This is a genomic window from Janthinobacterium sp. J1-1 (assembly GCF_030944405.1).
Lineage (GTDB): Bacteria > Pseudomonadota > Gammaproteobacteria > Burkholderiales > Burkholderiaceae_D > Janthinobacterium.
Genome location: NZ_CP132339.1, coordinates 113,560 through 131,788, shown reverse-complemented (window position 1 = coordinate 131,788; position 18,229 = coordinate 113,560). Strand labels below are relative to the sequence as shown.

16 protein-coding genes are annotated in these 18,229 nt (G+C 62.2%); all 16 read left to right on the top strand.

The genetic code is table 11. The features are described 5' to 3' along the window. Positions 1-156 precede the first annotated feature (156 nt). The 16 genes from Q8L25_RS00570 (at position 157) to hisC (ending at position 18,224) form a co-directional block, all read left to right on the top strand. A complete protein-coding gene (locus tag Q8L25_RS00570) occupies positions 157-4,857 on the top strand; it encodes a glutamate synthase-related protein (RefSeq protein WP_308923073.1) in 4,701 nt (1,566 codons plus the stop codon). A gap of 71 nt (positions 4,858-4,928) precedes the next feature. Further along, complete coding sequence (locus Q8L25_RS00565) at positions 4,929-6,392, top strand: glutamate synthase subunit beta (RefSeq protein ID WP_308923072.1); 1,464 nt, start codon at positions 4,929-4,931, stop codon at positions 6,390-6,392. A 252-nt stretch (positions 6,393-6,644) separates the two neighbouring features. Continuing rightward, a complete protein-coding gene (locus Q8L25_RS00560) occupies positions 6,645-7,454 on the top strand; it encodes an ABC transporter ATP-binding protein (RefSeq protein WP_308923071.1) in 810 nt (269 codons plus the stop codon). Then, entirely contained in the window at positions 7,451-8,236 is a 786-nt protein-coding gene (gene mlaE / locus Q8L25_RS00555) for a lipid asymmetry maintenance ABC transporter permease subunit MlaE (RefSeq protein ID WP_308923070.1), read from the top strand. The genes Q8L25_RS00560 and mlaE overlap by 4 nt, the downstream gene beginning before the upstream one ends. A gap of 80 nt (positions 8,237-8,316) precedes the next feature. Next, on the top strand, positions 8,317-8,787 hold the full coding sequence (mlaD, locus tag Q8L25_RS00550) for an outer membrane lipid asymmetry maintenance protein MlaD (protein WP_308925834.1): 471 nt from the start codon (positions 8,317-8,319) through the stop codon (positions 8,785-8,787). An 11-nt stretch (positions 8,788-8,798) separates the two neighbouring features. Beyond that, entirely contained in the window at positions 8,799-9,659 is an 861-nt protein-coding gene (locus tag Q8L25_RS00545) for a VacJ family lipoprotein (protein WP_308923069.1), read from the top strand. Positions 9,660-9,736: 77 nt separating this feature from the next. After that, complete coding sequence (locus Q8L25_RS00540) at positions 9,737-10,372, top strand: ABC transporter substrate-binding protein (RefSeq protein WP_308923068.1); 636 nt, start codon at positions 9,737-9,739, stop codon at positions 10,370-10,372. Between the two features lie 47 nt (positions 10,373-10,419). Continuing rightward, positions 10,420-10,767 (top strand): STAS domain-containing protein, encoded by a 348-nt coding sequence (locus tag Q8L25_RS00535; protein WP_308923067.1) that lies wholly within the window; start codon positions 10,420-10,422, stop codon positions 10,765-10,767. Positions 10,768-10,966: 199 nt separating this feature from the next. Next, positions 10,967-11,884 (top strand): ABC transporter ATP-binding protein, encoded by a 918-nt coding sequence (locus Q8L25_RS00530; RefSeq protein WP_308923066.1) that lies wholly within the window; start codon positions 10,967-10,969, stop codon positions 11,882-11,884. Then, positions 11,881-12,642 carry an ABC transporter permease gene (locus Q8L25_RS00525; protein WP_308923065.1) on the top strand — a complete coding sequence of 254 codons (762 nt, stop codon included), beginning with the start codon at positions 11,881-11,883 and terminating at the stop codon, positions 12,640-12,642. Before Q8L25_RS00530 ends, Q8L25_RS00525 begins: the two co-directional genes overlap by 4 nt. A gap of 39 nt (positions 12,643-12,681) precedes the next feature. Continuing rightward, a complete protein-coding gene (locus Q8L25_RS00520; protein WP_094442502.1) occupies positions 12,682-12,918 on the top strand; it encodes a BolA family protein in 237 nt (78 codons plus the stop codon). A 3-nt stretch (positions 12,919-12,921) separates the two neighbouring features. Next, positions 12,922-14,172 (top strand): UDP-N-acetylglucosamine 1-carboxyvinyltransferase, encoded by a 1,251-nt coding sequence (gene murA / locus Q8L25_RS00515; RefSeq protein WP_308923064.1) that lies wholly within the window; start codon positions 12,922-12,924, stop codon positions 14,170-14,172. Between the two features lie 13 nt (positions 14,173-14,185). Then, positions 14,186-14,851: an ATP phosphoribosyltransferase gene (gene hisG / locus Q8L25_RS00510; RefSeq protein WP_308923063.1), complete on the top strand. Its 666-nt coding sequence runs from the start codon at positions 14,186-14,188 to the stop codon at positions 14,849-14,851. Between the two features lie 29 nt (positions 14,852-14,880). Further along, entirely contained in the window at positions 14,881-16,203 is a 1,323-nt protein-coding gene (hisD, locus tag Q8L25_RS00505; RefSeq protein WP_308923062.1) for a histidinol dehydrogenase, read from the top strand. Next, positions 16,200-17,099 (top strand): site-specific DNA-methyltransferase, encoded by a 900-nt coding sequence (locus Q8L25_RS00500; protein ID WP_308923061.1) that lies wholly within the window; start codon positions 16,200-16,202, stop codon positions 17,097-17,099. The genes hisD and Q8L25_RS00500 overlap by 4 nt, the downstream gene beginning before the upstream one ends. A 30-nt stretch (positions 17,100-17,129) precedes the next feature. Then, positions 17,130-18,224: a histidinol-phosphate transaminase gene (hisC, locus tag Q8L25_RS00495; RefSeq protein WP_308923060.1), complete on the top strand. Its 1,095-nt coding sequence runs from the start codon at positions 17,130-17,132 to the stop codon at positions 18,222-18,224. The last annotated feature ends 5 nt before the right edge of the window (positions 18,225-18,229 follow it).

Genomic DNA, 18,229 nt, shown 5'->3' with positions numbered 1-18,229 from the left:
GCATTTTCATTGGTGTATTCGTGACTATGTCCCTATTAAATTTTGACGGCGACAAAATTGCATTTAATTCGACTCCGACCCTGATTGTTCTAGTTGAGTTTTCTGCTGCATTGCACTACTCTAGTTTTTCGATAGTCATCTGCAGCGGAGAAGCCCATGAAAGCGCAAGGCCTGTACGACCCAGCCAATGAACACGATGCCTGCGGCGTCGGTTTCGTCGCCCATATCAAGGGCAACAAAACCCATTCGATCGTCGAACAGGGTTTGCTGATACTGAAAAATCTCGATCACCGGGGCGCCGTGGGCGCCGATGCGCTGATGGGCGATGGCGCCGGCATCCTGATCCAGATTCCTGACCAGTATTACCGCGAAGAGATGGCCAAGCAGGGCGTGGAATTGCCGCCGCCTGGCGAATACGGCGTGGGCATGGTGTTCCTGCCGAAGGAACACGCCTCGCGCATCGCCTGCGAACAGGAAATCGAGCGCGCCGTGCGCATCGAAGGCCAGGTGATCCTGGGCTGGCGCAATGTGCCGATCGATACCGACATGCCGATGTCGCCGACCGTGCGCGCGAAAGAGCCCGTGATCCGCCAGATCTTTATCGGCCGCGGCCCGGACATCATGGTCACCGACGCGCTCGAGCGCAAACTGTATGTGATCCGCAAATCGTCGGGCCACGCCATCCAGGCCCTGAAACTGCTGCATGGCAAGGAATTCTTCGTGCCGTCGATGTCGGCGCGCACCATCGTGTATAAAGGCCTGCTGCTGGCCGACCAGGTCGGTGTCTACTATAAAGACCTGCAGGACGCGCGCTGCATCTCGGCGCTGGCGCTGGTGCACCAGCGTTTCTCGACCAATACCTTCCCGGAATGGCCGCTGGCCCACCCGTATCGCCTGATCGCGCACAACGGCGAGATCAACACGGTAAAAGGCAACTTCAACTGGATGCGCGCGCGCGAAGGCGTGATGAAGTCGGCCGTGCTGGGCGACGACCTGCAAAAGCTGTTCCCATTGATCTATGAAGGCCAGTCCGACACGGCCTGCTTCGACAATGCGCTCGAACTGCTCTTGATGGCCGGCTACCCGATCGCCCAGGCGATGATGATGATGATCCCGGAAGCGTGGGAAAACCATACCACCATGGACGACAACCGCCGCGCCTTCTACGAATACCATGCGGCCATGATGGAACCGTGGGACGGCCCGGCCGCCATGGCATTTACCGATGGCCGCCATATCGGCGGCACGCTGGACCGCAATGGCCTGCGTCCGGCGCGCTATATCGTTACCGACGACGACCTGGTGGTGATGGCTTCGGAATCGGGCGTGCTGCCCATCCCGGAATCGAAGATCATCCAGAAATGGCGCTTGCAGCCTGGCAAAATGTTCCTGATCGACCTGGAAGCGGGCCGCATCATCGACGACCAGGAACTGAAAAACACCTACGCCAACGCCAAGCCGTATAAAGCTTGGATCAACTCGGTGCGCATCAAGCTCGACGAAATCAAGATGGCCGACAGCCTGCTCAAGCAGGACCGCGCGCAGGGCGAAAAAGCCCAGCCGTCCCTGCTCGACCGCCAGCAAGCGTTCGGCTACACCCAGGAAGACCTGAAATTCCTGTTGGCACCGATGGCCGTTGCCGGCGAGGAAGCCACCGGCTCGATGGGCAATGACTCGCCGCTGGCCGTCATGTCGAACAAACTGAAGCCGCTGTATAACTACTTCAAGCAGCTGTTCGCGCAAGTGACGAATCCGCCGATCGATCCGATCCGCGAAGCGATGGTGATGTCGCTGGTGTCGTTTATCGGCCCGAAACCGAACTTGCTCGACACCAACAACGTCAACCCGCCGATGCGCCTGGAAGTCTCGCAGCCGGTGCTGGGCTTTGACGACATGGCGCGCCTGCGCAATATCAGCGCGCACACGGGCGGCAAGTTCAAGTCGTATGAACTCGATATCTGCTACCCGCTGGCCTGGGGCAAGGAAGGCGTGGAAGCCTGCCTGGCCTCGCTGTGCGCCGAAGCGGTCGACGCCGTCAAGTCGGGCCATAACATCCTGATCATCTCGGACCGCGCCATCTGCGCCGAGCAGGTCGCCATTCCGGCGCTGCTGGCCACCTCGACCGTGCACCAGCACCTGGTCAGCAAGGGCCTGCGCGCGTCGGCCGGCCTGGTGGTGGAAACCGGTTCGGCCCGTGAAACCCATCACTTCGCCTTGCTGGCAGGTTATGGCGCGGAAGCCGTCCACCCTTACCTGGCGATGGAAACCCTGGTCGAACTGGCGCACGGCTTGCCGGGCGACCTGTCGGGCGACAAGGCGATCTATAACTACACCAAGGCAGTTGGCAAGGGCTTGATGAAAGTCATGTCGAAAATGGGTATTTCGACCTACATGTCCTACTGCGGCGCGCAGATCTTCGAAGCCATCGGCCTCAATAAATCGCTGGTCGACAAGTACTTCAAGGGCACGGCCTCCAACGTGGAAGGCATCGGCGTGTTCGAAGTGGCGGAAGAAGCGCTGCGCCTGCATAACCTGGCCTTCGGCAATGACCCGGTTCTGATGGATAAGCTCGACGCCGGCGGCGAATACGCCTTCCGCGTGCGCGGCGAAGATCATCTGTGGACGCCGGATGCGATTGCCAAGCTGCAGCATTCCACGCGCAGCAACAATTTCTCCAGCTACAAAGAGTACGCCCAGATCATCAACGACCAGAGCCGTCGCCACCTGACCCTGCGCGGCCTGTTCGAATTCAAGCTCGACCCGACCAAGGCGATTCCGCTCGAGGAAGTGGAACCGGCCAAGGAAATCGTCAAGCGTTTCGCCACCGGCGCCATGTCGATGGGTTCGATCAGCACCGAAGCGCATGCCACCCTGGCCGTCGCCATGAACCGTATCGGCGGCAAGTCGAACACGGGCGAAGGCGGCGAAGATCCGTCGCGCTATGCGATGGAACTGAAAGGCATCAAGATCAAGCAGGGCGAAACCATGGCCTCGATCATGGGCAAAGAACAGATGGTGGTCGATATTCCCCTGCAGGAAGGCGATTCGCTGCGCTCGCGCATCAAGCAGGTCGCGTCCGGCCGCTTCGGCGTCACGGCGGCCTACCTGAACTCGGCCGACCAGATCCAGATCAAGATGGCGCAAGGCGCGAAACCGGGCGAAGGCGGGCAGCTGCCCGGCCATAAAGTGTCGGAATACATCGCCACCCTGCGCTTCTCGGTGCCGGGCGTGGGCCTGATCTCGCCGCCGCCGCACCACGACATCTATTCGATCGAAGACCTGGCGCAGCTGATCCACGACTTGAAAAACGCCAATCCGCGCGCCTCGATCTCGGTCAAGCTGGTGTCGGAAGTCGGTATCGGCACGGTGGCCGCCGGCGTGACCAAGGCCAAGGCCGATCACGTGGTGGTGGCCGGCCATGACGGCGGCACGGGCGCTTCGCCCTTGTCGTCGGTGAAACACGCCGGCACGCCATGGGAGCTGGGCCTGGCAGAGACCCAACAAACCCTCGTGTTGAATGGCTTGCGCAGCCGTATCCGCGTGCAAGCGGACGGCCAGATGCGTACCGGCCGCGACGTGGTGATCGCCGCCTTGCTGGGCGCCGATGAAATCGGCTTCGCCACCGCGCCGCTGGTGGTCGAAGGCTGCATCATGATGCGCAAATGCCATCTGAACACCTGCCCGGTGGGCGTGGCCACGCAAGATCCGGTCCTGCGCGCCAAGTTCTCGGGCAAGCCCGAGTATGTCGTCAACTACTTCTTCTTCGTGGCCGAAGAGGCGCGTCAATTGATGGCGCAGCTGGGCATCCGTACCTATGACGAACTGATCGGCCGCGTCGACCTGCTCGACAAGTCGAAGGCGATCACGCACTGGAAGGCGCAGGGCCTGGACTTCTCGGCCATCTTCCACAAGCCGGAAACGACGGGCGAGCAGGCCTGCCGCCACGTGGAAAACCAGGACCATGGCCTGGAAAAAGCGCTCGACCACAAGCTGATCGCGCAAGCGCGCGCGGCACTGGAAAAGGGCGAACGGGTGTCCTTCATCTCGCCGGTGCGCAACGTCAACCGCACGGTCGGCACCATGCTGTCCGGCGAAGTGGCGAAGAAATACGGCCATGCCGGCTTGCCGGACGACACGATTCACATCCAGCTGCAAGGCACGGCGGGCCAGTCGGCCTGCGCCTTCCTGGCGCACGGCATCACGATCGACCTGGTCGGCGAAGGCAACGATTACGTCGGCAAGGGCCTGTCGGGCGGGCGCATCATCGTGCGGCCGAATACCGAGTTCCGCGGCTGGGCGGTGGACAACATTATTATCGGCAACACGGTGCTGTACGGCGCCGTCGCCGGCGAAGCCTTCTTCAATGGCGTGGCGGGCGAACGCTTTGCCGTGCGCAACTCGGGCGCCACCGCGGTGGTCGAAGGCCTGGGCGACCATGGCTGCGAATACATGACCGGCGGCACGGTGGTGGTGCTGGGCGCGACGGGCCGTAACTTTGCGGCCGGCATGTCGGGCGGCATCGCCTACGTGTATGACCCGGCCGGCGACTTTGCCAGCAAGTGCAACACGGCCATGGTCGGCCTCGACAAGGTGGTCTCGGCCAGCGAACAGCAGGTCAACCGCGACGCCTGGCATGCCCAGCACCGCAACGGCACGCCGGAAGCCGATGAAGTGATCCTCAAGCGCCTGATCGAGCGTCACTTCAAGCACACGGGCAGCACCCGCGCCCGCGTCCTGCTCGACGACTGGGCAGTGGCACGCGGCAAATTCGTCAAGGTCTTCCCGAACGAATACAAGCGCGCGCTGATCGAAATGGCCGCCGACGCCGCACAGGAAGTGCAAGCCGTCGCCGCCTGAGCCAGCTGACAACAATGTGACCAGGGAGCGGCCAGGCCGCTCCCCGCCAGCCTAAATACAAAGGAATCATCGTGGGTAAAATCACCGGCTTCATGGAATTCAAGCGCCAGGACGAACACTATCTGGAGCCTGCCGCGCGTCTGAAGAACTACAAGGAATTCGTGCTGCACCTGTCGGACGCGCAGGCGACCGTGCAGGGCGCGCGCTGCATGGATTGCGGCATCCCTTTCTGCAACACGGGCTGCCCCGTGAACAACATCATCCCGGACTGGAACGACCTGGTGTACCGCGGCGCCTACCGCGAAGCGCTCGATGTCTTGCATTCGACCAATAACTTCCCGGAATTTACCGGCCGCATCTGCCCGGCGCCATGCGAGTCGGCCTGCACCCTGGGCATCCACGAAGATCCGGTTGGCATCAAGTCGATCGAGCATAAAATCATCGACATGGGCTGGGAGCACGGCTGGGTCACGCCGCAGCCGGCGTCGTTCAGCACCGGCAAGAAAGTGGCCATCGTCGGTTCCGGCCCCGCCGGCCTGGCGGCGGCGCAGCAGCTGGCGCGCGCCGGCCACGCCGTCACCGTGTTTGAAAAGAGCGACCGCGTGGGCGGCCTGCTGCGCTACGGCATTCCCGACTTCAAGATGGAAAAGTCGCATATCGACCTGCGCGTGAAACAGATGGAAGCCGAAGGCGTGGTATTCCGCACCAGCGTGCTGGTCGGCAAGGATTTCCCTGCCCATGTAAATAACTGGGCCAAGGAAACGATTTTCCCGGAAGACCTGGAAAAAGAATTCGACGCCGTCATCATGGCCGGTGGCGCGGAACAGCCGCGCGACTTGCCGGTGCCGGGCCGCGAACTGAAGGGCGTGCATTTCGCCATGGATTTCCTGCCGCTGCAAAACAAGGTCAACGCCGGCGACAAGGTCAAGGACCAGATCAAGGCCACCGGCAAGCACGTGGTGGTGATCGGTGGCGGCGATACGGGCTCGGACTGCGTCGGCACCTCGAACCGCCAGGGCGCCGCCTCGGTGGCCCAGTTCGAACTGATGCCGATGCCGCCGGAACAGGAAAACAAGCCGCTGGTCTGGCCTTACTGGCCGACCAAGCTGCGCACCTCGTCCTCGCACGAGGAAGGCTGCGAGCGCGACTGGGCGGTGGCCACCAAGCGCTTCGAAGGCAAGGGCGGCAAGGTCGAAAAGCTGATCGCCTGCCGGGTCGAATGGAAAGACGGCAAGATGAGCGAAGTGCCAAACTCGGAATTCGAGATGAAGGCCGACCTGGTGTTCCTGGCGATGGGCTTTGTGTCGCCAGTGCAGCAGGTGCTCGCAGCGTTCGGCGTCGACACTGATGCGCGCGGCAACGCCAAGGCCGTCACGGAAGGCGAACGCAGCTACTACACCTCGGTGCCGAAGATCTTTGCCGCCGGCGACATGCGCCGCGGCCAGTCGCTGGTGGTGTGGGCGATCCGCGAAGGACGCCAGTGCGCGCGCGCCGTCGACGAGTTCCTGATGGGCGCATCGTTGCTGCCGCGTTAAGAAATAAGCGAGCACTCGCTCGCTTTGAAAGCCAGGGCCACGGCGCGCATAGCGGCGTGGCCTTTGTTGTTTTGCTCGCACATCAAGTGATCGGGAAGGTGGCCGGTCTTTACACGGTTTTTACACTAAAATATCTGACTTTCGATTCATTAGTGTTGTATTCTTCCCCTTGCCAGGCTGGTGGCGAGGGGTGCCTCAGCAGAGATTGGTGTTTCTGCACTACAATACGCCATTAAAATAGTGAGTTCTGTCGTGCCAAATCTTGTTGAAATCCGTGATTTACACTTTGCCTATGGAGAACGTTCGATTTTATCGGGCCTTCAAATGGATTTCCCACGTGGAAAAGTTGTGGCCGTCATGGGTGGCTCCGGCAGTGGCAAGACCACCGTACTGCGCCTGATCGGCGGCCAGCTGCGCCCCGGTTCCGGCGCCGTCAATGTGGACGGCCAGATCGTGCATGAACTCGATACTGAAAACCTGTACCTGATGCGCCGCAAGATGGGCATGCTGTTCCAGCATGGCGCCTTGTTTACCGACCTGACGGCGTTCGAGAACGTCGCCTTCCCGCTGCGCGAGCATACCGACCTCAACGAAGAGCTGATCCGCACCCTGGTGCTGATGAAGCTGCACGCGGTCGGCCTGCGCAATGCGGCGCAACTCAAACCTGCTGAAATTTCAGGCGGCATGGGCCGGCGCGTGGCGCTGGCGCGGGCGATTGCGCTCGACCCTGAATTGATCATGTACGACGAACCGTTTGCCGGCCTGGACCCGATTTCCATGGGCGTGACCGCCAATCTGATCCGCAACCTGAACGATGCGCTCGGTTCCACGTCCATTCTGGTTTCGCACGATGTGAAGGAGTGTTTCGCCATCGCTGATTATGTTTATTTTCTGTCGTCCGGCAAAATCGTGGCGCACGGCACGCCGGCCGAGATGGCCGTCTCGACCCACCCGTACGTAAAGCAGTTCGTCAATGCGGAAGCGGACGGCCCGGTGCCGTTCCATTACCCTGGCAAGACCCTGGCCGATGACCTGGGCCTGCATGCGAAGGGCAGCCGATGATCGCGCGTTTCCTGGCGGCTATCGGAGCATGGTTGCGTCATTCGGTCCAGGACCTCGGCTTTGCCGTCAGGTCCTTCTTTATCATTATCGCCGCCTCGGGCGGCCTGTTTCGCCGGCCGCGCCTGGTGGTCGAACAATTGTTTTTTGTCGGTAGCCGCTCGCTGGTGATCACCACCGTGTCCGGCCTGTTTGTCGGCATGGTGCTGGGGCTGCAAGGCTATTACACCTTGACCACCTATGGCGCGACGCAGTCGCTGGGCCAGCTGGTGGCGCTGTCGCTGATGCGTGAACTGGGTCCGGTCGTGACCGCGCTGCTGTTTGCCGGCCGCGCCGGCACCTCGCTGACGGCCGAAATCGGCCTGATGAAGGCTGGCGAGCAATTGTCGGCCATGGAAATGATGGCCGTGAACCCGATCCAGCGCGTGCTGGCACCGCGGCTGTGGGCCGGCGTGATCGCCATGCCTATTTTGGGCGGCATTTTCACGGCGGTCGGCATTATCGGCAGCTATCTGGTGGGCGTGGTGCTGATCGGCGTCGACGAAGGTTCGTTCTGGTCGCAAATGCAGGCCGGCGTCGATCTGTGGAAAGATATCGTCAACGGCACGTATATCAAAAGCATGGTATTCGGCATCGCCGTGACGTTTATCGCCCTGTTCCAGGGCTACCAGGCGCAGCCGACACCGGAAGACGTGTCCGGCGCCACCACGCGCACGGTGGTGATCTCGTCGCTGATGGTGTGGTGGCTGGACTTCATGATGACGGCCGTGATGTTCAGCAAATAAATTTCGTAAAAGCAAGAAAATCAGCCGCCTGCACAGGGTTTGCGCAGGGGGCGGCAAGTAAAAATTATTTAGGATTGTTTATGCAACGTAAATCTCTGGATGTCTGGGTAGGCTTGTTCGTCTTGCTGGGCGTGGCGGCAGTGATGTTTCTGGCGTTCAAGGCTGGCAACATGAGTTCGCTGTCTTTCACCGATACGTATACTATTACGGCGAAGTTCGACAATATCGGCGGCCTGAAACCGCAAGCACCCGTCAAGGGCGCTGGTGTGGTGGTCGGCCGGGTGTCGGAAATCGTGTTTGACGACAAGACGTACCAGGCCCTGGTCAAGCTGGACATCGAAGAAGGTTATAAATTTCCGAAAGATAGCTCGGCCAAGATTTTGACGGCCGGTCTGTTGGGTGAGCAATATATCGGCCTGGAAGCGGGCGGTGACGAAGCAAACCTGGCGGAGGGCGACAAGATTGCCCGCACTCAATCGGCCACAGTGCTGGAAGACCTGATCAATCAGTTCATCTACAGCAAGGCAGCGGACGGAAAGGACAGCAAATGAGCGAGTCGAACATGAATACTGTAGCAAATGCGGGCCGTATCGCCCTGATGCTGGCCATCGCCGCCACCCTGAGCGCCTGCGCCAGCAGCGGCAACCCGCGCGACCCGTTGGAGGGTTACAACCGCGCCATGTTCAAGTTCAACGACAAAGTCGATGAAGTGGCCTTGAAACCGGTCGCCACCGCCTACAAGAACGTGCTGCCATCGTTCGTGCAGACCGGCGTGAGCAATTTCTTCGGCAACTTGTCCGATGTCTGGAGCGCCGCCAACAATCTGGCGCAAGGCAAGGGCGAGGCGGGCCTGCAGGACATCGTGCGCGTCACGATGAACTCGACTTTCGGTATCCTGGGCCTGATCGACATCGCCTCGCAAGCAGGCGTGCCGAAACACAATGAAGACTTCGGCCAGACCCTGGGCTGGTACGGCGTCAGCCCCGGCCCTTACGTGGTGCTGCCGCTGATGGGGCCGTCGACCATGCGCGACACCGTCGCCCTCCCGCTCGATGTCGTCGGCGACCCATGGCGCTACAAGGATCCGACCAATGTGCGCAATATCGGCACGTTTACGCGCATCGTCGACAAGCGCGCCGCCTATCTCGACGCGACCAACCTGATGGAAGCGGCGGCGCTGGACCGTTACGAGTTCATCCGCGACGGCTACCTGCAAGCGCGCGAAAGCAAGGTCTTCGATGGCGACACCGACCGCCGCGACCAGAAAGCACCGAAAAACGACAGCAGCGCGATCGATGAGGAAGATGACGTGAAACTGGCGCCAGTCGCTAGCGAGCCGGCGCCAGTGGCACCCGTCGTCACCCTGGAGCCCGTAACATCTGGTAGCAATACTGTTGCCGCCGAGACCACGACCTCAGAGTAAACTAGCCATACCGCAAGCACCGCAGCGAGCGCCTGTTGGCCTCCTGCGGCTGGCAACACCACCAGAAAGGTAGACCCATGAAATTGATGAAACAATTGCTGGCGATGGCCACCATCGCCTTTGCCACCGCCGCCCAGGCCGCACCCGCCACCGAAGCGCCGGACGCGCTGGTCAAACGCATCAGCCAGGACGTGATCGACACGGCCAAGGCCGACAAGGGCATTCAGGCCGGCGACATCAACCGCGTCAACCAGCTGGTGGAAACCAAGATCCTGCCATACGTGGATTTCCAGCGCATGACCTCGCTGGCCGCCGGCCGTCACTGGCGTACCGCCACGCCGGACCAGCAGCAGCGCCTGTCGGCCGAGTTCCGTACCCTGCTGGTGTACACCTATTCGGGCGCCCTGTCGCAGATCAAGAATGAAACCGTGGACTTCAAGCCGCTGCGCGCCAGCCCCGACGATACCGAAGTGGAAGTGCGTTCGCAGGTCAATGTCGCCCGTGGCGAACCAGTCTTGCTGAACTACCGCGTGGCCAAGTCGCCTGCCGGCTGGAAGATCTATGACATCAACGTGATGGGCGCCTGGCTGGTGGAAACCTACAAAAGCAGCTTCAACAGCGAAATCAGCAAGGGCGGCATCGATGGCCTGATCAAGACCCTGGCCGACAAAAACAAGGCGCTGGCCTCGCGTCCTGCGGCCAAAGCCAAATAATCGGCTATCATACTAGCTCCAGCACCCGACCAGCGCAGCCCGACGCCATGCCAGACCCTCTCGACACCTTGCAGTCCTTGACCTCCCTGACCGTGCACAACGCCACTTCGGCGTTGGAGCAGGGGCTGGACGCGATCCGCTCGGGCCAGACCAGGTTTGACCTGCGCAATGTCAAGGCCGTCGATTCGGCGGCCGTGTCGGTCATGCTGACGTGGCAGCGCGCGGCACAGGAAGCGGGCGCCGTGCTGGAGCTGAACAACCTGCCGACCAACCTGAAAAACCTGACCAAGCTGTATGGCGTCTGCTCGCTCGTGTCGAGCACGCTGTCGGCCGACGACTGTGGCACTGCCGGCGCGCACGCCGCGCGCAGCCCGTCCGACCTGCATCATCATTGATCCTGTCCCGCTCCCCGCATCAGCAGTAGTTATCAGGCCGGCCGTGCAGCAGCGCCGCCGGACTGATCTCCAAGTGTTCCACGAATTTTCCAACTATAATTGACTGTTGCGCCACCTTCAACAGAAGACGGCGCCCGGCACCGGCCTGTCGGCCTGACCTTACTCCGGCAAGCGGCGCATCACACCAGAACACAAGCACATGACCGCAATTCAAATCACGAATGTCGAAAAGAGCTATAAATCGCTCAAGGCGCTGGGCGGCGTCTCGCTGGCGATCGAGGAGGGCGAATTTTTCGGCCTGCTCGGTCCCAACGGCGCCGGCAAGACCACCCTTATTTCCATCATCGCCGGCCTGATACGGCCGGACGCCGGCAGCGTCACCATCCAGGGCCACGACGTGGTCACCGACTTCCGCAATGCCCGCCGCAGCGTCGGCGTGGTGCCGCAGGAACTGGTGTTCGATCCCTTCTTCACGGTGCGCGAAACCTTGCGCCTGCAGTCCGGCTACTTCGGCCTGCCGAACAACGACAAGTGGATCGACGAGGTGATGGAAAACCTCGACCTGACCGGCAAGGCCGACACCAATATGCGCGCGCTGTCGGGCGGCATGAAGCGCCGCGTGCTGGTGGCCCAGGCGCTGGTGCACAAGCCGCCCGTGATCGTGCTCGACGAGCCGACCGCCGGCGTCGACGTGGAACTGCGCCAGACCCTGTGGAAATTCATCTCGCGCCTGAACCGCGAAGGCGGCCACACGGTGGTCTTGACTACCCACTACCTGGAAGAGGCGCAAGCCATGTGCCAGCGCGTGGCCATGCTGAAAACCGGCAAGGTGGTGGCGCTCGACACCATGTCGGCCCTGATCCGCCGCATCGCCGGCTCGCAGCTGCAGGTACACCTGCTGCACGGCAGCCTGCCGGCCGATCTGCGCCACCTGGTACTGCACCCCGAAGAGCAGCAGGCGCCGAACAAGTTCAGCCTGCGCGTGAACGACTACAGCGAAGTCGAACAGATCCTGGCCCGCCTGCGCGAGTCGGGCGCCGTGATCGATGAAATGCAATTGCAACAAGCTGACCTGGAAGATATCTTCTTGCAGATCATGGATAAAGGTACCGTATGATGTCGTCAGGCTTTCGCACCCTCGTCTATAAAGAGACCTTGCGCTTCTGGAAAGTGGCGACGCAAACCGTGGCCGCCCCCGTGCTGACCTCGATGCTGTACCTGCTGGTGTTCGGCCATGTACTGGACGGGCGCGTCGAACCGAGTCCCGGCGTCAGCTACACCGCCTTTCTGATTCCCGGCCTGGTGATGATGAGCGTGCTGCAAAACGCGTTCGCCAACTCCTCGTCCTCGCTGATCCAGTCTAAGATCACCGGCAACCTGGTGTTCGTGCTGCTGACCCCCTTGTCGCACTGGGAAATCTTTTCAGCGTATGTACTCGCTTCGGTCGCGCGCGGCCTGGCGGTGGGCTTCGGCGTGTTCGCCATCACCTGCTGGTTCGCCGACCTGTCGTTCGTGGCGCCGCTGTGGATCATCGTGTTTGCCTTCCTGGGCGCCGCCCTGCTGGGCACCATGGGCCTGATCGCCGGCATCTGGGCCGAGAAATTCGACCAGCTGGCCGCCTTCCAGAACTTTTTGATCGTGCCCGCCACGTTCCTGTCGGGCGTGTTCTATTCGATCCATTCCCTGCCCGCGCTGTGGCAGACGGTGTCGCACCTGAACCCCTTCTTCTACATGATCGACGGCTTCCGCTATGGCTTCTTCGGCACCTCCGACGTCAATCCGTGGCTGAGCGTGTCGATTGTCGCCGGCTTCCTGGTGATCCTGGCGTTCGCCTCGATCCGCCTGCTGAAAAGCGGCTACCGCCTGCGTCATTAATACTATTTACGACCCAATTCAAATCTCCAAGGACTTATCGTGACCACCACACCAGAACTGATCCACGGCTACCTGCAAGCCGGCCTCGAATGCACCCACCTCGAAGTGGAGGGCGACGGCCAGCACTTCCAGGCCATCATTGTCTCGCCCGCGTTTGCCGGCAAGCGTTTGATCCAGCGCCACCAGATCGTCTACGCGGCGCTGGGCGACCGCATGCGCGAAGAAATCCACGCGCTGTCGATGAAAACCCTGACCCCTGAAGAATACCAAGGATAAGCCATGGACAAGCTCCTGATCAACGGCGGCAACCGCCTGAACGGCGACATCGCCATCTCCGGCGCCAAGAACGCCGCCCTGCCCATCCTGTGCGCGGGTCTCTTGACCGCCGGCGACCTGGAACTGTCGAACGTGCCGCACCTGCACGATGTCGCCACCATGCTCAAATTGCTGGGCCAGACGGGCTTGAAAGTGCAGCAGGACGGCGACCGCGTGGTGCTCAATGGCAGCGCCATCACCAGCCTGGAAGCGCCGTATGACCTGGTGAAAACCATGCGCGCCTCGATCCTGGTGCTGGGGCCATTGCTGGCGCGCTTCGGCGAAGCGAAAGTGTCGCTGCCGGGCGGCTGCGCCATCGGTTCGCGTCCGGTCGACCAGCATATCAAGGGCCTCGAAGCGCTGGGCGCCGAGATCCGTATCGAAGCGGGCTATATCTACGCCAAGTGCGCCAAGCTCAAGGGTGCGCGCATCGTGACCGACATGATCACCGTCACCGGTACCGAAAACCTGCTGATGGCCGCGACCCTGGCGCAGGGCGAGACCATCCTGGAAAACGCCGCCTGCGAGCCGGAAGTGACGGACCTGGCCAACCTGCTGGTGGCGATGGGCGCGAAGATCGACGGCATCGGCACCAGCCGCCTGGTGATCCAGGGCGTGGCCGAGCTGCATGGCGCGGCCCACGCGGTGATTGCCGACCGTATCGAAACCGGCACCTTCTTGTGCGCGGTGGCGGCCACCGGCGGCGACATCACCCTGCGCAATGTGCGCACCGACATCCTCGACGCGGCGCTCGACAAATTGCGCGCGATGGGCCTGACAATGACCTTTGGCGCCGACTGGATCCGCGCCGAAATGTCGGCCCGTCCGAACCCGGTCAGTTTCCGCACCACCGAATACCCGGGTTTCCCGACCGACATGCAGGCGCAGTTCATGGCCGTCAACACGATCGCCAATGGCGCCAGCCGCGTCACCGAAACCATCTTTGAAAACCGTTTCATGCACGTGCAGGAAATGAACCGCCTGGGCGCCGACATCACCATCGAAGGCAATACGGCCATCATCGCCGGCGTCAAGCAGCTGCGCGGCGCGCCCGTGATGGCGACCGACCTGCGCGCCTCGGCCTCGCTGGTGATCGCGGCCCTGGCGGCCGACGGCGAAACCCTGATCGACCGCATCTATCACCTCGACCGCGGTTACGACCGCATGGAAGTGAAATTGTCCGCGGTCGGCGCGAACATCGTGCGCATCAAATAAAGAAGACAAGAACATGAATGGTTTGAACAACGACTCGCAGCTGATCCTGGCGCTGTCCAAGGGCCGCATTTTCGACGACACCATGCCGCTGCTGGAAGCGGCCGGCATCCGCGTGCTGGAAAACCCGGAAACCTCGCGCAAGCTGATTTTGCCGACCAACGATCCGAACGTGCGCGTGATCATCGTGCGCGCCAGCGACGTGCCAACCTATGTGCAGTATGGCGCGGCCGACTTCGGCGTCGCCGGCAAGGACGTGCTGCTGGAACACGGCGGCGAAGGCCTGTACCAGCCGATCGACCTGAATATCGCCGCCTGCCGCATGTCGGTCGCGGTGCAGGCCGGCTTCGACTACGAAAAAGCCGTGCACCAGGGCGCGCGCCTGCGGGTGGCCACCAAGTTCGTGCACACGGCGCGCGAGCACTTTGCCGCCAAGGGCGTGCACGTCGACCTGATCAAGCTGTATGGCTCGATGGAACTGGCGCCGCTGGTCGGCCTGTCCGACGCCATCGTCGATCTGGTGAGCACCGGCAGCACCCTGCGCGCGAACAACCTGGTGGAAGTCGAACACATCATGGAAATCTCGTCGCGCCTGGTGGTCAACCAGGCGGCCTTGAAACTCAAGCGCGAGCGCTTGCAGCCGATCATCGAGGCGTTTGAACGCGCCTCGCAAGCCAAGTAACACGCACCGGAACAAGCAGGAAGATCATCATGCCGATACAGATACGCAAGCTCGATTCAAGCCAGGATGGCTTTCAACAGTCGCTCGACACGCTGCTGGCGTTCGAAGCGGGCACCGATGAAGCGATTGAAACGTCGGTCACGAAAATCCTGGCCGACGTGAAAACGCGCGGCGACGCCGCCGTGCTGGAATACACCAACCGTTTCGACCGCATCCCGCATGGCGGCGCGGCCGAAATGGCGGCCTTCGACATCTCGCAAGCCGAGCTGCAGGCGGCCCTGAACGGCTTGCCGTCGGCCCAGCGCGAAGCGCTGCAGGTCGCCGCGCAGCGCATCCGCGTGTTCCACGAACGCCAGCGCGACGAGCTGAAAGGCTTTACCTACACCGAAGCTGACGGCACGGTGCTGGGCCAGAAGATCACGCCGCTGGACCGGGTCGGCATCTATGTGCCGGGCGGCAAGGCCGCCTATCCTTCGTCGGTGCTGATGAACGCGATTCCCGCGCAGGTGGCGGGCGTGGCCGAGATCATCATGGTGGTACCGACGCCGGACGGCATCAAGAACCAGATGGTGCTGGCGGCCGCCGCGATTGCCGGCGTCACGCGCGTGATCACCATCGGTGGCGCGCAGGCGGTCGGCGCGCTGGCGTATGGCACGCGCACGATCGCCGCCGTGGATAAAATCGTCGGCCCCGGCAACGCCTATGTGGCCGCCGCCAAGCGCCGCGTGTTCGGCATCGTCGGCATCGACATGATCGCCGGGCCGTCCGAAATCCTGGTGCTGTGCGACGGCACGACCGACCCGGACTGGGTGGCGATGGACCTGTTTTCGCAGGCCGAGCACGACGAGCTGGCGCAGGCGATCTTGCTGTGCCCGGACGCGGACTATATCGCGCGCGTCGAGGAAAGCATCGCCAGGCTGCTGCCGACCATGCCGCGCCAGGCCACCATCAGCACTTCGCTGCAGGACAGGGGCGCGCTGATCAAGGTGCGCGACATGGACGAAGCGTGCGCGATTGCCAACAGCATCGCGGCGGAACACCTGGAAATCTCGGCGCACGAGCCGTGGCAGTGGGCCGATCAAATCCGCCATGCGGGCGCCATGTTCCTCGGCCGTTTTTCGTCCGAATCGCTGGGCGACTATTGCTGCGGCCCCAATCACGTGCTGCCGACCTCGCGCACGGCGCGTTTTTCCTCGCCGCTGGGCGTGTATGACTTCCAGAAGCGCTCGTCGATCATCCATGTCAGCGAAGCCGGCGCGCAAACCCTGGGCAAGGTCGCCGCCACCCTGGCCTATGGCGAAGGCTTGCAGGCGCACGCGCGCAGCGCCGAACTGCGCTTGAAACCGCAATGATATCGCCGGCGCCGGCGCAGGACTGGCTCAACCGGGTCTGGTGCGAAGACGCGCTGGCCGGGCTGGCCCGCATTCCCGATGGCGCGGTCGACCTGATCCTGACCGACCCGCCGTACAACCTGGGCAAGGACTACGGCAATGCCTCGGACCAGCAGACGGTGGCCGACTACCTGCGCTGGACCGAGCAGTGGATCGATACGGCGCTGCCCAAGCTGAAAGCCAACGGCAGCCTGTATATTTTCACCACCTGGCGCTTTTCGCCCGAGATCTTCGTGATGCTGAAACAGCGCATGGCGATGATGAATGAAATCATCTGGGACCGCCGCGTGCCGTCGATGGGCGGCAGCGTGCGCAGCTTTTCGTCGGTGCACGACACGATCGGCTTTTTCGTCAAGCGCAAGGACTATTACTTCGACCTCGACGCGGTGCGCATCGCGTATGACGCGGCGACCAAAAAAGCCCGTTCGCGCTCGATCTTCATCGGCGCCAAATGGCTGGAAGTGGGCTACAACCCGAAGGATTTGTGGAGCGTGTCGCGGTTGCACAAGGAACACCCGGAGCGGGCCGACCATCCGACCCAGAAGCCGCTGGAAATCATCGAGCGCATGGTGAAGGCCTCGTGCCCGCCCGGTGGCGTGGTGCTCGACCTGTTCATGGGCAGCGGCACCACGGCGCTGGCGGCCAGGCGCTGCGGGCGCGATTTCGTGGGGTTTGAACTGAACCCCGATTACTGCGCCATTATCGAGCAGCGGCTGGCGGCGCTGGAGCTGGAGCAGAATGCACCGGCGCCGGCGCCGGCGCCGGCGAAAAAGAAAGCCGTCAGCCGGCCGGCCGCCAAAAAGACCGCGGCCAGGAAACCCCGCCGCGCCGCCGTGCCGGAAGACGCCGCCGTCTAAATTGTCATTCATGTCAGGAGTGTTTGCAGCATGTCTTTCCTCGATCAGTTAATCCAGAACACGGTACGCGCCGATGTGCAAGCCATCGGCACGTATCACGTGCCCGATGCCAGCGGCTACGTCAAACTCGATGCGATGGAAAACCCGTATCTGCTGCCGCAGCATTTGCGCGACGCGCTGGGCGTGCGCCTGGCTGGCGCCGTGCTGAACCGTTATCCGCCATCGTACGCCAGCCTGAAGACGGCCATCTGCGCCAAGCTGGGCGTGCCTGCCGGTTACGATGTGATCCTGGGCAATGGCTCCGATGAATTGATTTCCATGCTGGCGATGGCCTGCGCGAAACAGGGCGCGGCGCGCCGTGCCGTGCTGCTGGCGCCCGTGCCCGCTTTTGTCATGTATGGGCGCTCGGCGCAGCTGGCCGGCATGGACTTTGCCGGCGTGCCGCTCAATGACGATTTCACGCTCGACATGGACGCCATGCTGGCCGCCATCGAGCTGCACCGCCCGGCGCTGGTATTCCTGGCCTACCCGAACAATCCGACCGGCAATCTGTACGCGCCCGCCGATATCGAACGCATCATTGCCGCCCTCGGCGACACCGGCATCGCGGTGGTCGACGAAGCGTATGAACCGTTCGCGCAGCACAGCTTCATGGGTCGCCTGCCCGAGTTTCCCAACCTGGTGGTGATGCGCACCGTGTCGAAGCTGGGCCTGGCCGGCATCCGCCTGGGCTATATGTCGGCCGCGCCAGCCCTGCTGGAGCAGTTCGAGAAAGTGCGTCCGCCGTATAACGTCAATATCCTGACCCAGGCCGCGGCCGAATTCGCGCTGGACCACCTCGACGTGCTCAATGCCCAGGCCGCCTTGCTGAACCGCGCGCGCGATGCGCTGGCAGGCAGGCTGGCGGCGTTGCCCGGCGTGACGGTATTTCCCTCGAAGGCAAATTTTCTCTTGATTCGTGTGGCTGATGCCGACGATGTTTGCGTAAAACTGCTTGCCCACCGGGTTTTAATCAAAAATATGAGTAAAATGCATGCTGTGCTGGCCAATTGCCTGCGTGTCAGCGTCAGCACCCCCGAAGAAAACACCCTTTTTTACGATGCCTTCCAGGCATCCCTCGTTTAGCTAAT